Source organism: Nocardia sp. (assembly GCF_025465275.1).
Taxonomy (GTDB): domain Bacteria; phylum Actinomycetota; class Actinomycetes; order Mycobacteriales; family Mycobacteriaceae; genus Nocardia.
This window is the reverse complement of the sequence record NZ_JAODNK010000007.1, coordinates 52,692-66,889: the sequence shown is the minus strand read 5'-3', so window position 1 is coordinate 66,889 and position 14,198 is coordinate 52,692. Positions and strand designations below refer to the sequence as shown.

At 67.8% G+C, this 14,198-nt stretch carries 13 protein-coding genes; 5 read left to right on the top strand and 8 right to left on the bottom strand.

All coding sequences use genetic code 11. The features are described from left to right. The 3 genes from crtI to JWN03_RS02560 form a co-directional block, all read left to right on the top strand. Window positions 1-1,605: phytoene desaturase family protein (gene crtI / locus JWN03_RS02570; protein ID WP_297609078.1), on the top strand; the 1,605-nt coding region annotated here is incomplete at its 5' end. 112 nt (window positions 1,606-1,717) lie between these two features. Further along, on the top strand, window positions 1,718-3,274 hold the full coding sequence (locus tag JWN03_RS02565) for an alpha-(1->6)-mannopyranosyltransferase A (protein ID WP_297609090.1): 1,557 nt from the start codon (window positions 1,718-1,720) through the stop codon (window positions 3,272-3,274). Beyond that, window positions 3,271-4,185, top strand: a complete 915-nt coding sequence (locus JWN03_RS02560; protein WP_297609075.1) for a phytoene/squalene synthase family protein — start codon at window positions 3,271-3,273, stop codon at window positions 4,183-4,185. Before JWN03_RS02565 ends, JWN03_RS02560 begins: the two co-directional genes overlap by 4 nt. Window positions 4,186-4,383: 198 nt before the next feature. Here JWN03_RS02560 and JWN03_RS02555 read toward each other — a convergent pair whose 3' ends face one another. Continuing rightward, the gene (locus tag JWN03_RS02555; protein ID WP_297609072.1) at window positions 4,384-4,752 is read right to left on the bottom strand and encodes an Rv2175c family DNA-binding protein; all 369 of its coding nucleotides are present in this window, start codon (window positions 4,750-4,752) and stop codon (window positions 4,384-4,386) included. Between the two features lie 106 nt (window positions 4,753-4,858). On the opposite strand from JWN03_RS02555, the gene pknB reads away from it, so the two are divergent. Further along, window positions 4,859-6,859 (top strand): Stk1 family PASTA domain-containing Ser/Thr kinase, encoded by a 2,001-nt coding sequence (gene pknB, locus JWN03_RS02550; RefSeq protein ID WP_297609069.1) that lies wholly within the window; start codon window positions 4,859-4,861, stop codon window positions 6,857-6,859. Window positions 6,860-6,969: 110 nt separating this feature from the next. Here pknB and JWN03_RS02545 read toward each other — a convergent pair whose 3' ends face one another. Next, window positions 6,970-8,358, bottom strand: coding sequence for a class II 3-deoxy-7-phosphoheptulonate synthase (locus tag JWN03_RS02545; protein WP_297609066.1), 1,389 nt, complete (start codon window positions 8,356-8,358; stop codon window positions 6,970-6,972). Window positions 8,359-8,597: 239 nt separating this feature from the next. Here JWN03_RS02545 and JWN03_RS02540 point away from each other — a divergent pair, with 239 nt between their 5' ends. Next, the gene (locus tag JWN03_RS02540; RefSeq protein WP_297609063.1) at window positions 8,598-9,095 is read left to right on the top strand and encodes a polyadenylate-specific 3'-exoribonuclease AS; all 498 of its coding nucleotides are present in this window, start codon (window positions 8,598-8,600) and stop codon (window positions 9,093-9,095) included. Window positions 9,096-9,163: 68 nt separating this feature from the next. Here the strand turns inward: JWN03_RS02540 and JWN03_RS02535 are convergent, their stop codons facing one another. The 6 genes from JWN03_RS02535 to JWN03_RS02510 form a co-directional block, all read right to left on the bottom strand. Next, window positions 9,164-9,889: a lysophospholipid acyltransferase family protein gene (locus JWN03_RS02535; RefSeq protein WP_297609060.1), complete on the bottom strand. Its 726-nt coding sequence runs from the start codon at window positions 9,887-9,889 to the stop codon at window positions 9,164-9,166. Between the two features lie 131 nt (window positions 9,890-10,020). Then, the gene (locus JWN03_RS02530; protein ID WP_297609056.1) at window positions 10,021-11,013 is read right to left on the bottom strand and encodes an ROK family protein; all 993 of its coding nucleotides are present in this window, start codon (window positions 11,011-11,013) and stop codon (window positions 10,021-10,023) included. After that, on the bottom strand, window positions 11,010-11,999 hold the full coding sequence (locus JWN03_RS02525; RefSeq protein ID WP_297609053.1) for a hypothetical protein: 990 nt from the start codon (window positions 11,997-11,999) through the stop codon (window positions 11,010-11,012). Before JWN03_RS02525 ends, JWN03_RS02530 begins: the two co-directional genes overlap by 4 nt. Then, on the bottom strand, window positions 11,996-13,258 hold the full coding sequence (locus tag JWN03_RS02520) for an ArsA family ATPase (RefSeq protein ID WP_297609051.1): 1,263 nt from the start codon (window positions 13,256-13,258) through the stop codon (window positions 11,996-11,998). Before JWN03_RS02520 ends, JWN03_RS02525 begins: the two co-directional genes overlap by 4 nt. Before the next feature lie 29 nt (window positions 13,259-13,287). Beyond that, window positions 13,288-13,725 carry an SRPBCC family protein gene (locus tag JWN03_RS02515; RefSeq protein WP_297609048.1) on the bottom strand — a complete coding sequence of 146 codons (438 nt, stop codon included), beginning with the start codon at window positions 13,723-13,725 and terminating at the stop codon, window positions 13,288-13,290. A gap of 57 nt (window positions 13,726-13,782) precedes the next feature. Continuing rightward, the gene (locus JWN03_RS02510; protein WP_297609046.1) at window positions 13,783-14,172 is read right to left on the bottom strand and encodes a polyketide cyclase / dehydrase and lipid transport; all 390 of its coding nucleotides are present in this window, start codon (window positions 14,170-14,172) and stop codon (window positions 13,783-13,785) included. Between the last annotated feature and the right edge of the window lie 26 nt (window positions 14,173-14,198).

Here is a 14,198-nt window from a genome sequence, read left to right as displayed (position 1 = left end):
GTTGCGGGGCAGACTGATCAGGTCGTGGTCGTGGGCGCGGGGTTGTCCGGGCTGGCGGCGGCGCTGCATCTGGTCGGGGCTGGGCGGCGGGTGACCGTACTGGAGCGGGCTGATCATCCCGGTGGGCGGGTCGGGTTGTATCGCGGGGACGATTACGAGATCGACTCCGGGGCAACGATTCTGACTGTGCCGGAATTGATCGACGAGGCCCTCGCGGCGGTCGGGCACACCCGTGAATCGGTGGGCCTGGAGATTCTCGAGCTGGTTCCGGCCTATCGCGCGCGGTTCGCCGACGGGTCTGCCGTGGGCGTGTACTCGGATCCGGACGAGATGACCGCCGAGGTCACGCGGGTGCGGGATGCCGCTGCGGGACAACGGTATCGGCGCTTGCGCGGTTGGCTGCAGGGCATCTACGAATCCGAGTTCGGGCACTTCATGGACTCGAACTTCGATTCACCGCTCGATATGATCCGCTATCCGCAGAAGCGCACCGCACTCCTGAAACTGGTGCGGCTGGGCGGTTTCGGGCGCCTCGGGCCCCGGGTTCGGCACTTCATGGGCGATGAGCGGCTGGCACGACTGTTCAGCTTCCAGGCGCTTTTCGCGGGCACAGCGCCCGATCAAGCTCTCGCCGTGTACGGCGCGATTCCGTATATGGACACCTGCCTGGGCGTGTACTACCCGGTCGGTGGCATGCGGGCGATCGCCGACGCCCTCGCGCGGGCCTTCGTCGCGGCGGGCGGCACCCTCGAATTGCGTACCGAGGTCACCGGAATCGACTACACCGGACGCCGCGCCACCGGCGTGCGCACCGCCGACGGCCGCACCCTGCCCTGCGATGCCGTGGTGGTCACCGCTGATATCGGCAGCCTGGAGCGTTTCGGCCTGCGCCGCCGCCGCGGCTTGCGCGCCTCCCCCTCCGCCGTGATCGCACACGGCACGGTCCCGGCCGAGATCGCCGCGACCTGGCCGGTGCAGGCCCATCACACCATCGAATTCGGCCACGAGTGGGACCGCACCTTCACCGAGATCGCGGCCCGGCGCGGCCGGGGGCAGCTCATGAGCGATCCGTCGCTGCTGCTCACCCGCCCCGCACTCACCGATCCGAGCCTGTACATCGATCGCGCGCAGCAGCGCGTCGATGCCGCCGGGCACCTCACCGACACCGTCCGCCACGAACCGCTGTCGGTCCTGGCCCCCTGCCCCAACCTCGATGCCGCACCTGTCGATTGGGACCGGCTCGGCCCGTTCTACCTGCGCGAACTCCTGCAGGTCCTGGAAAGTCGCGGCTACCAAGGCATTTCGAAGCATTTCCAGATCGACCACCTGGACACCCCGCAAACCTGGAAGAAGAGGGGCATGCTCGCGGGCACCCCGTTCTCGGCCGCGCACCTGTTCCGGCAGACCGGACCCTTCCGTACCCGGAACCTGGTGCGAGACCGGGATAATGTGGTTCTCGCGGGTTCCGGTACGGTGCCTGGTGTAGGCGTACCCACCGTGCTGCTGTCCGGGAAACTGGCCGCGACGCGCATCACAGGTGATTTGCGACATGCCCGGGCTGGAAGCTCACCTGCCGGGGCGGTAGCACTGCCGCACAACCACTAGACTGACCGGCGTCCTGATCCAACGCGCCGCGCGCCGCCGACCTTTCCGGGGGGAACGACCACCGATGCCGACCCCCGATATGGACGTCACCACGACTCTCGACGCACACCCCATGATTTCCCCCGGCGCCGTGCCGCACACCCGGATACGCAATGCCGGCGATTTCGCGCGCAGCCCCGAGGGCAAGGCCGCACTGCTCGGCTTCTTCGGCGCACTCATGATCACCTTCGGCGGTTTCGGTGCGGGCAGTGTGCGCCGCAACGATCCGCTGCTGGAGACCGCGCACCTGTCCTGGCTGCGCTTCGGGCACGGCTACGCGCTGTCGACGGTGTTCGTGTGGATCGGCGTGCTGGCCATGATCACCGCGTGGGTGCGACTGGGGCGGGCCACCATCGGCACCGTGCCCAATGCCTCGGTGACGCTGAACGAGCTGCGCGCCATTGTCGGCATCTGGATCTTCCCGCTGCTGTTCGCGGTGCCCATGTTCTCCCGCGACGCCTATTCGTATCTGGCGCAGGGCGCGCTGCTGCGCGACGGATTCAATCCGTACCAGGTCGGGCCGGTGGTGAATCCCGGTGTGCTGCTGGACAATGTGAGCCCCGTGTGGACCACGACCACCGCCCCGTACGGGCCGATCTTCCTGCTGCTGGCGCGCGGTATCACCTCCATCACCGGAGAAAACGTGGTGGCCGGGACCATTGCGCTGCGACTGGTCATGCTGCCGGGACTCGCGCTGATGATGTGGTCGGTACCGCATCTCACCAAACACCTCGGCGGTAAGCCGACCACGGCGCTGTGGCTGGCGGTGCTCAATCCGCTGGTGCTGATTCATCTCATCGGCGGCGTGCACAACGAAATGCTCATGGTCGGGCTCATGGCGGCCGGTATCGCGCTGGTGCTCGAGCACCAGCACGTGGGCGGCATCGTAGTGGTCGCCATCGGCGTGGGCGTGAAGGCGACAGCGGGCATAGCCCTGCCGTTCCTGGTGTGGATCTGGATGATTCACGAACGCGAACGCCGGGCCGCCCAGGGCGAGGCCGAACTGCCGCATCCCGCGGTCATGTTCGCCAAGATCGCCGGGCTCGGTGTGGCGGTGTTCTGCGCCGTGTTCGTGGCGGCGTCGGCGCTGGCCAATGTGGGCATCGGCTGGCTGACCGCGCTGTCCGGCTCGAAGAAGATCATCAACTGGCTGTCGCTGCCGACGATCATGGCGCACATGGTCACCTGGGTGACACCGCTGCGCATGGAATCGGTGCTGTCGGTGACACGAATGATGTGCGCGGGCGCGCTGGTCGTGGTGCTGGCGTGGACCTGGTGGCGCTTCCGGCACACCGAACGCGAAGCGGTACTGGGCATTCTCATCGCCTTCGTCGCGATCGTGATCCTGTCCCCGGCCGCGCTGCCCTGGTACTACTCGTGGCCGCTGGCCCTCGCCGCCGGATTCGCGCTGTCCACCACCACATTGCAGTGGCTGGTGGGGCTGTGCACCTGGCTCATGCTGGTGTTCCAGCCGGACGGGTCCATCGGGCTCTACAACTTCTGGCATGTCGCGCTGGCCACCTTTGCGGCCGTGGTCGCGGCGGTCTCGCTGCGCACCATCGATCCGCTCAAACTCAGCGCCCAGGTGCCACAGCCGGCGAGCCTCGCGCCGCCGCCCAGCCCGGCATGAGTGCGGTGGAACTCGCACTCGCCTACCGGGACTGCCGCCGCATTGCCGCCGAACACGGGCGCACCTATTTCCTCGCCACCCGGCTGCTGGAACCGGAGCGAAGACCGGCCGTGCACGCGCTCTATGCCTTCGCGCGCATGGTGGACGACATTGTCGACGACAGTGCGGCGGTGACGCGGGCCGAACAGTCGGCGGCGCAACTGGATCGGATCGAGAACGAACTGCGCGGGCGGCTCGCCCAGGCGCCTGCCGAGACCACCGCGATCGGCGACGACCGCATCCTGCTCGCCGTGTCCGACACCATCCGGCGGTATGACATTGCGGCCGAGCACTTCTGGGTGTTCCTGGACTCCATGCGCATGGACATCCCCGGCAGCCCGCAATACCGCGACCGGTACCCCACCATGGACGCCCTGCGCGACTACATGCGCGGCAGCGCCGCCGCCATCGGCCTGCAACTGCTCCCGGTGCTGGGCACCGTCGCCCCGATCACCGAGGCCGAACCCGCCGCCGCGGCCCTGGGAGAAGCCTTCCAGCTCACCAATTTCCTGCGCGATATCGCCGAAGACCTCGACCGCGGCCGCCGCTACCTGCCCGCCGACGAACTCGCCGCCTTCGGCGTCGACGACGACCTACTCCGGCACTGCCGCAAAACCGGCCGCACCGACCAGCGGGTCCGCCGCGCCCTGGCCCACCTGATAGCCGTCAACCGCGGCATCTACCGCGCCGCGATCCCCGGCATCGACCTGCTGACCCCCCGCGTGCGCCCCGCCATCCGCACCGCCGCCACCCTCTACAGCGGCATCCTCGACGAAATCGAACGCACCGACTACGCCGTCTTCACCCGCCGAGCAGCAGTCCCCCGCCACCGCCGACTACGCATCGCCGCAAGGGAATTCGCCCTCGCATAGATCCGGCGGCTCGAGATTCTGAGTCACTCCACCCGCCGGTGCCTCGTTACCCGACGGGACAACTGATTTCGCACCGCCGAGGGTAACTCCTGGAGTACCCCCGAAAGGCGACCCCCTCCATACCGCCGGCCCGATACGCAACGTCCGGGCTCCCCACGACCGGCAAAAGGTACGGGGAGGCGGGTCAGCGGAGGCGGGTCAGAACGGGTCCGCGGCGGCGCGGCGGATGACCTCACGGGCGAGGTCGCCGTGCAGGGCGTCGATCGGGCGGCCGGGGAGGGAATCGTCCTCGGTGTAGATCCACTCGAGGATTTCCTCGTTGGTGTACCGGCTGTCGCGCATGACCGTGATCAGCGGGGAGACATGCTTGGCGATCTCGCCGGTGGAGTCGAAGAACTCCTTCGGGATACCGATCACACCGTTGCGGCGGACCGCGATGAGCTGATGCTCACGCAACAGTGCGTGCACCCGGGTCACGGCCAGGCCCATCAGCTCGGCCACATCGGGCAGAGCGAGCAGGGTCACCGAATCCGGCAGGACATCATCGCTGTAGGGAATGGCACTCACATCCACAACGGTAGTCGGTCGTGCCGCTACGGACGCATCACACCCCGACCCGACTACCATCGCGGGTGAGCCGCGCTGGGCGGATCGGAAGTCGGAAGGGTTGCTGTTGATCGGCCAGATGCTGGAAGGGCGCTACCGCATCGACGCGCCGATCGCGCGTGGCGGCATGTCCATGGTGTTCCGGGGCGTGGACATTCGCCTGGATCGACCGGTCGCCATCAAGGTGATGGACCCCAAGTTCGCCGGCGATCCGCAATTTCTCCAGCGTTTCGAACTGGAGGCCCGCGCGGTCGCCAAGCTCAAGCATCCGGGCTTGGTCGCCGTGTACGACCAGGGCGTGGACGGGGATCACCCGTTCCTGATCATGGAACTCGTCGAGGGCGGCACGCTGCGCGAGCTACTACGCGAACGCGGACCCATGCCCCCGCACGCGGTGCGCGCGGTTGCCGAACCGGTGCTGGCCGCCGTCGGCGTCGCACACGCGGCGGGGCTGGTGCACCGCGATATCAAACCGGAGAACGTGCTCATCTCCGACTCCGGGGAGGTCAAGATCGCCGACTTCGGCCTGGTGCGCGCCGTGGCCTCGGCGAATATCACCTCCGCCAGCGTGATTCTCGGGACCGCGGCCTACCTGTCCCCCGAACAGGTCACCAGCGGCAGCGCCGACGCGCGCAGCGATGTGTACTCCGCCGGCATCCTCATCTTCGAAATGCTCACCGGGCGCACGCCGTTCAACGGCGACAGCTCCATTTCGATCGCGCTGCAACGGGTCGAGAAGGATGTGCCCAGCCCCAGCCGGCTCATCGGCGGCGTACCACCGGAATTCGACGAGCTGGTCGCGCACGCCACCGCGCGCGAACCGTCGCACCGATTCGCCGACGCCACCGAGATGGCAGTCGAATTGCGGCGCATCGCACGGGAACTGCAGCTGCCGGACTACCGCGTGCCCTCTCCGACCGAATCAGCCGAGCACGTCAGCGCCCGCTACAAGGTCGCGCCCGCGACGCCCGCACCGGCGTGGCAGGCGCCTGCGCGCCACACTCCCGCCCGGCCCGCCGTGACCGAGGCGACCACCTGGATTCCCGCCGATCCGCCCACCCAGCACCTGGGGCAGCAGCCGCAGCACACCCGCGTCATGACCGCCGCACGCGAGCTGCCGCCCGAGTACGCGCCGCCGCCGGGACCGCCGGTCAAGGACCGCAATCAGCGGTCGGAGCTCATCGAGGATCGCGGCAAATCCCGGCGCACCGTATTCATCTGGCTGGGCATCGTCATCACCCTCGCGCTCCTGCTCGGCATCGGCGGTTGGTGGCTGGGGGTGGGTCGATACTCGGCGGTGCCGTCGATCGCCGGGCTCGACAGCCAGCGCGCGGTCACCACCCTGCAGGATGCCGGTTTCAAGACCGAGACCAGGCAGAAGGCGTCCGACATCATTCCGGTCGGCAATGTGGTCGGCACCGATCCGGCCGCCGGAACGAAAGTCGTCAAAGGCTCGACGGTCGCGGTGCTGGTCTCCAGCGGTAAACCGAAGGTCCCCGAAATCACTGCGGGACAGGACGTTGTCAGTGTCGAGAAGGCGATCAAAGACGCCGGACTGATCCCGGTCGAATCCGGGGACGTCGGCAGCACGGCCCCGAAAGGCACTGTCGCCAAGGTGGACCCGGCGCCCGGTACCGTCCTCCCCGCCGGCGGCAGCGTGAAGGTGTACCGCAGCAAGGGTGTCGTCTCGGCCAAGGTCCCCGATGTGAGCGGCAAGACCGAGGACGAGGCCAAGGCGGTGCTGCAGAAGGCCGGAATCACCGTGCAGGACACCAGAGCCGAGTACAACGGCAGAATCAAGGCCGGGCAGGTGATCGGTACCGACCCGGCCGCCGGTTCCACCGTCGATTCCGGCACCGTCAGCCTGATCGTCAACAGTGCCGTCGAAGTCCCGAATCTGCTGGGCGCCAGCGTTTCCAGCGCGCGCACCAAACTCGAAGCCCTGGGTCTGCAGGTCACGGTGCGTCAGCTGGCCAACAATGACGGTTCGATCGTCATCTCGCAGTCCACCGTCCCAGGCGGGAATGTGGAAGCAGGATCCACCATTACGATCGTCGCACTGCCGTAGCACGCATAAACGCAATAGCGCCGAAAGAGACGGGCCCGGAACTGCTTTCGCAGTCCGGGCCCATCGCGTTCAGTACGGCAACACCGTGTTGTTCAATGCCGCAACGGTGTTCAGCGCAGCATCTCGGCGACGAGGAACGCCAGCTCGAGAGACTGCTGGGTGTTCAGTCGCGGATCGCACGCGGTCTCGTAGCGGTTCTCCAGATCCAGATCCGAGATGTCCTGCGCGCCACCGAGGCATTCGGTGACGTTCTCACCGGTGAGCTCGATGTGCAGGCCGCCCGGATGGGTGCCGAGCGCATGGTGCACCTCGAAGAAGCCCTGCACCTCATCGACGATGCGGTCGAAGTGCCGGGTCTTGTAGCCGTTCGAGGTCTCGTGCGTATTGCCGTGCATGGGATCGCACTGCCAGATCACCTGGTGACCGGTGGCCTGCACCTTTTCGATGATCGAGGGCAGCACCTCGCGCACCTTGCTGTTGCCCATGCGCGCGACCAGGGTGAGGCGACCGGGCTCATTGTTCGGGTCCAGGCGCTCCACGTATTCCACCGCCTGCTCCGGTGTGGTGGTGGGGCCGATCTTCAGGCCGATCGGGTTGGCCAGCAGTTCGGCGAAGGCGATATGCGCGCCATCGAGTTGACGGGTGCGCTCACCGATCCACAGGAAGTGCGCGGACAGGTCGTAGAGCAGCGGTTCGCCCGTGGTGGGGTGCTCGCTGAGCCGCAGCATGGCGCGCTCGTAATCGAGCACCAGCGCCTCGTGCGAGGCGTAGAGCCGCGCGGTGGACAGGTTCGGGTCATTGACGCGGCAGGCCTTCATGAACGACAGCGCGCGGTCGATCTCGGTGGCCACGGTGTTGTAGCGGGCCCCGGCCGGGGACTGCGCGACGAATTCGCGATTCCACTCGTGCAGATTGTGCAGATCGGCGGTGCCGGCGGAGGTGAGCGCGCGCACCAGGTTCATGGCGGCCGACGCATTGGCGTAGGCGCGCACCAGGCGGGACGGATCATGTTCGCGCACGGCCGGATCCGCGACCAGGGAGTTCACCATGTCACCGCGGTAGGAGATGAGGCCGAGCGCATCGGTATTGGAGGAGCGCGGCTTGGCGTACTGCCCGGCGATGCGCGCCACCTTCACCACGGGCAGGCTCGCACCGTAGGTGAGCACCACGGCCATCTGCAGCAGGGTGCGGATATTGCCGCGGATATGCGGCTCGGTGTTGTCGGCGAAGGTCTCGGCGCAGTCGCCACCCTGCATGAGGAAGGCCTCACCGCGGGCCACCTCGGCCAGGCGTAGTTTCAGCTCCTCGACCTCGGCGGGCACGCAGATGGGCGGCACGCTCTCGAGCACGGTGCGCATCTTGGCGGCCTGCTCGGGATCCCAGTCGGGCTGCTGCAGGGCGGTGCGGGACAGTGCGTCGTCGAGGCGTCGACGCAGCTCTGCGGGCAACGGCGGAAGTTCCGGCAAGCGATCGATCGGTACGTCGACGGTCCAGTTCACCCGTTCAGAATACGGACCGGTACAAACCGAACGGACTACACCCAGGGCTGGACTATCTAACACCGTACGAACCCGCCCACGACGGCTGCCTACACCCGGCCGCGGGTCGGGTCGAGCCCTCCGGCCACCGTCGAGTGCGCGGAACATAGGGTGGACAACCGGAGGATCCGGCCGGGTCCGACCCGCCCCAACGTCGAAGGCAAAGGCCGCGACAGCGAACCGAGGAGTGACCGATCTCGTTGAGGTATTTTTACGATTCGGAATTCATCGAGGACGGTTCGACCATCGATCTGGTGTCCATTGCCGTGGTCTGCGAGGACGGCCGCGAATACTACGCGGTCTCAACGGAATTCGATGCGGCCAAGGCCGGCCCGTTCGTGCGCCGCAATGTGCTGCCGAAGCTGCCGCCGCCCGCCTCGCCGCTGTGGCGCAGCCGCGAGAAGATCCGCGAAGACCTCTACCGTTTCTTCCTCCCCCGCCCCGGCATCGAACCGGAGCTGTGGGCCTGGGTCGGCGCCTACGACCACGTGGCCCTGTGCCAGCTGTGGGGTTCGATGGTCGACCTCCCCAATGCCCTCCCCCGCTACACCAATGAGCTTCGGCAGCACTGGGTTCAGCACGGCAGCCCGGCGCTGCCGCCGATTCCCAAGGATGCGCACGACGCGCTGGCGGACGCCCGGCACAATCTGGCGAAGTTCGAGGCCATCGAATCGCATCGGCGCATGCACGCCTCCTGATCGCAGGCAAAATGGCGCGGGCCCCGAGAGACACTGTCTCTCGGGGCCCGGGTTTCGGCTGAGGTGACTCAGCCGGCCATGGTCTGGGGGATGCGATCGGCCTCGGGGCGGGTGCCGGCGGAGGCGCTCTTCTTGAGGCTTGCGGCGTACACGTCCACGTACTCCTGGTCGCCCATCCGCATGAGCTCGTACATGATCTCGTCGGTGACGGCACGCTCGACGAAACGGTTGCCACCCATGCCCTCGTAGCGCGAGAAGTCGATGGGCTTACCGAATTTCACGGTGACCTTGCGCGGACGCCAGCGGAACGGTCCGGGCGGGCAGACCTCGTCGGTACCGATCAGCGAGACCGGGATGACCGGAACACCGGTCTCCAGCGCGAGGCGGGCCACACCGGTCTTGCCCTTGTACAGGCGGCCGTCCGGCGAGCGCGTGCCCTCCGGGTACAGGCCGACCAGACGGCCTTCGTTCAGCAGCTTGCGCGCGGAGTCGAAAGCACCCTCGGCGGCGGTCGCACTGGAACGATCGATCGGGTACTGACCGGCGCCGGAGAAGAAGAACTTCTGCAGGCGGCCCTTCAGTCCCGGAGTGGTGAAGTACTCGGCCTTGGCCAGGTAGGTGATGCGACGCGGACTGGCCAGGGGGGTGAACAGCCAATCGGTGAACGAGAGGTGGTTACCGGCCAGAATTGCGGCGCCATCGGGTGGGATATTCTCCACGCCCTCGACCTTGGGCCGGTTGACGAGAGAGATAAAAGGCCCCACCAAGACGAACTTCAGCAGCCAGTAGAACATTGCGTCCTTTCCCCAAATTCGATACCCGGGACCGGCCTCGTTGCGGGCACCACACTCACCAAACCACCCTACCGCTGAGACCTGGCAGTGACCAACCGCACCCTGTCCGATGTGTCCGGTTCACCTAGGTTTTACGTAGCCGGCACCGCATCTCGCGACGCTTCGAGCGCGGCGCGCGCCAATTCGGCCGCGCCGATCATGCCCGCCGCCTCACCCAATTGGGCGGTGCGAATCCGTGCCAGCCGCCGATGCCGGGCACCGGTGATGGAGGCGGCGTAATGCTCACGGGCGGCATCCAGGAACAGCGGCGCCGAACTGCTCACACCACCGGCGACCACGATCAGGTCCGGATCGAACAGATCGCTGACGAAGGCCAGACCGAGCCCGAGCCAGCGCGCGAAATCGGCCATCACCTCCTGGGCGAGGGGATCGCCGTCCTGTGCCGCGCCTGCCACCCGGCGACCGGTGAGCGAACCCGGATCGCGGCCCGCCTCCCGCGCCAGCACCGTGGAGCGCCCCGGATCGGTCGCCAGCATCTCCAGCGCGGTATCCACCAGAGCCGTTCCGCTGCAATATCTTTCCCAGCAGCCGCGCTTTCCGCAGGCGCAGGCCCGGCCGTTCGGAACCACCGTCAGATGGCCCAGTTCCGGTGCGACGCCGTAACTGCCGCGATAGAGCTGACCGCCGGTCAGCAGTGCCGCGCCGATGCCGGTGCCGATGGCCACCAGCACCACATTGCGCCCGCCCGCCGCCGCACCGAACCGGTACTCGGCCCACAGCGCGGCATTGGCGTCGTGCTCCAGAATCACCGGCAGGCCCAGCCGATCGGTGAGCCGCTGCGCGACCGGCGCGTCCTCCCACGGCAGATGGGGTGCGAAGCGCACCGTCGCGCGATCTTCGTCGACAAATCCGGCCACAGCCAGGCCCACGGCACCGATCGCGTGCCGGCCGCACAATTCCCGCACCACCCGCGCCAGGCCGTCCTCCAGGGACCTTGCCGACTGCGGCGTGGACGCGGTCACCGTATCGAGGACCTCACCCGCACCGTCGACCACCGACGCGCGAATATTGGTGCCGCCCACATCGATTCCGACAGTCAACGGCACCTGTGCACCGCCCCTCATGCCTTGATGGTCACATTGATGGGCACATACCCGGCTCGCGTCGCCCCCTGTCCGCTGCGGACGGCCTGATCGCCACCGTCAGCGCTCGGTGGGCCACCGGCCTGCGTCGAGGCCCTGTCGCCTGGCCGCCGTGCGGTGCCCGGACCGCGGCCGAACGGATCGGCGGCCTCCGGACCGGCGGCGGTGCCGTGCGCCTGCGCACCGGATTCGGCATCATCGCCGGAACGACTGTTGGTGGGCGCTGCGCCGCGACCGCTCGCGCCCTGTACACCGGCGCCGGCGCGGACGTCCGCGCCGTACTGCGCACCCGCGCGGCCGCGTGTCTCAGCCCTGTTCGGTGCACCCGTATCCGCTTCGGAGGCATTGCCCGACGCACCGCTGTCCGGCTGGTCAGGTTCACCCGCGGCACGCGCGCGACGCTCGGAGGCGACACCTGCGGCACCGGCGGCGAAGCGGGCGATCAGCCCGGCAAGTGCGGCGCTCGGACCGGTATGTGCACCAGAACCCCGGGCACCGGGCGCGGCGGAATCCGCATCGGAGGCCTCGGTCGACAAAGGATCATCGGGTGCGGCCTGGCCCTCGGAAGTATCGGCGCGCCCGGCGTGGGCACCGGAGAAATCGCCGTGGCCGAACGAATCATGAAGCCAAGCTTGGTATTCCGGCGACTCCGGATCGAGATCCGGCGGCAGCACGGGTTCGACGGGGACACCGGCGAGAGCCTCGCGCAGCACGGTCACAATGGCGGTGCCGTGGTCGGCAATGGCCGCGACCACATCATGGTGCTCACCGCGAACCACCGCCGCGGCAGCGCACACCGGGCACCAGGCGCAGCTGGACCACTGGGTCCGGCCGTCGGCGGCGGTGCGGCGCAATACCGGTTCGACACGCTCGAGCACCGCTTCGGCCAGCAACCGCAACTCCTCGGCGAATTCGCTGAAGTTATCGTCCGGATGGCCGGCGCGCGGATGATCGTGCGGGGCGGTCATTTCGGCCAGACCTGCGGGTCGGGCCGGAATCGGATCACCAATTGGTCGCCGTCGAGTTCGGCGGCATCGACCGTGCACCGCCGCAATACCGGCGCCAGTCGCAATCGGCGCCTGACCCCGTCCGCTCCCACGATCAAATCGTCCTCCACTCGTCCCAGCTGCAGGGTCGACGGATCGACCACGGGTAGATGCATACGCATGGCGAACACCGAATGCACGCCCGCGCCCGCCTCGAGCCGCACCACAGGTCCGGCTGAGACGGCCGGCACACCATCCACATCTGAGCCAAGCATAGGGACAGGACCCGATCCGACCCAGTTACCACTCGCATCGACCGCATAGGACAGTGCCGTCAGCGAGCCCAGCCCCACCGGTTCGGCTCCGGCGTGCGCCACTACCTGCACCTGGACGCCGCCCATGCGCTCGCGAAGATCGGCCACCACATCCGTTTGCTCACCACGGCGGTTGAGATACCACTGCACGGCGGGATGAATCGGACCACCGTAGTCGGGCGGCGGAACCTCGGGCAGGACCTTGTTCACGAGCACCGCGTCGAGGCGCAGGCCGAGCAGCGCCGCCGCCGAACGGACCCGGGCGGATTCGGCCACCGCAACCTGCTCCGGCGCGGTGACCAGGCGCGCACCGGTGCGGGCGCGATCGGCGATGAGGTCGCGGGCGGCGGTGACCGAGGCAACGATCTGCTCGACCGTCACCGCGAGCACCGCGCGGCGCAGGTCGCCGCCCACCACGGTCAGGGTGCGGGAATGCGCGGGCCAGACCCGCTCGAGATAACCGAGCAAGGTGTCCGGGGCAGTGAGGATGCGGAGCATATCGGCCGACGGCGGGCAGTCGAGAATGATCACGTCCCACCGCGCGGTCTTGGCGAATTCGGTGATCTCCAGCAGGGCCAGCAGTTCCTGGACGCCGGGCAGACCCGTCAGCTCGGAAGGATCGAGTGCGCCGAGATCGACTCCGTGATCGTGACCGGCGCCGGACACCATGAGCAGCACCGTGCGGAACCGATCTTCCAGCAGCGCAAGGGAATCCACCTCGATCACATCGAGGCCGGGCTGCACCGCCGCCACCCCGGGCACCGTGCCGGGCTGATGCTGGAATCTGAATCCCAGTGCGTCACCGAGAGAATGCGCCTGATCGAGTGAAGCCAGCAGCACCCGCTGCCCGGACCGCGCGTAGGCCAGCGCGGTCGCGCACGCCAGCGTCGTCTTGCCTACCCCACCCTTGCCGACGAACAGTTCCACACGGGTGGGTCGTTCGGACCTGCTCGCGGTCAGCCTTCGACCCGTTTCTTGAGTTCTTTCAAGGCGGTGTCGGTGATGACCTTCTCCGCCTTGCGTTTGAACATGCCGATCATCGGGATGTTCAGGTCGACCGTCAACTCGTACACCACTTCGGTGGTGCCGTCGGGCTGCGCGATCAGCTCGTAGGTGCCGTCCTGCGCCTTCTGCAATTCACCGCTGGCCAGGGTCCAGCTGACGGCGCGGCCGTCGGGACGCCAGGTATAGGACAGGGTGTAGGTGTCCTTGACAACGCCGGCGTCGAGCACGAAGCGTGCGGTGCGGGCCCGGCCGTCGGGGAACTTGTCGAGAACCTCGACCGAGCGGGCCGCGGCGACCCATTCCGGATACGACTCCAGGTCGGCGATGATGGCCATCACGCGATCCGAGGGGGCGTCGATCACGATCGACCGTTGAGTTCGATCGGCCATGGGTGACAACGCTTCCTTTCGAAGGGCTGAATACGTCTACTGCGGAGCGAACGATGGCTACTGCGCGGCGGCAGGCGCGACCCCGGCCTTGCGACCGGCTTCCAAACGGGCCTTGACCTCGAAGGCCATCTTCTTTCCGGCGACCCGGTGGGTGCGATTGACGGCCAGCAGATCACGCGCGGACAGGCCTTCGATGCGGCGGGGTTCGGCGTGCATGAAGTAGTGCAGGATCACGCCGTCCAGCATGGGCTCCAGCCAGACCTCCATGGTGCCGGTCGCCGCGCCGCTGACCGTCCAGCGAATCCCCTTGTCGCCCCGGTCTTCCCGCACCTGCAATTGCAGATCCGGCCACCAGCGGCGCCAGCGGGCACGATCTGCCAGCACCTCGCCCACGGCCACGCCGGGCGCGGCGACAAAGGTCTGGTCGGCAACCTGGATACTGCTCACGCGCTGAGCCTAACCCAGAGGATGCG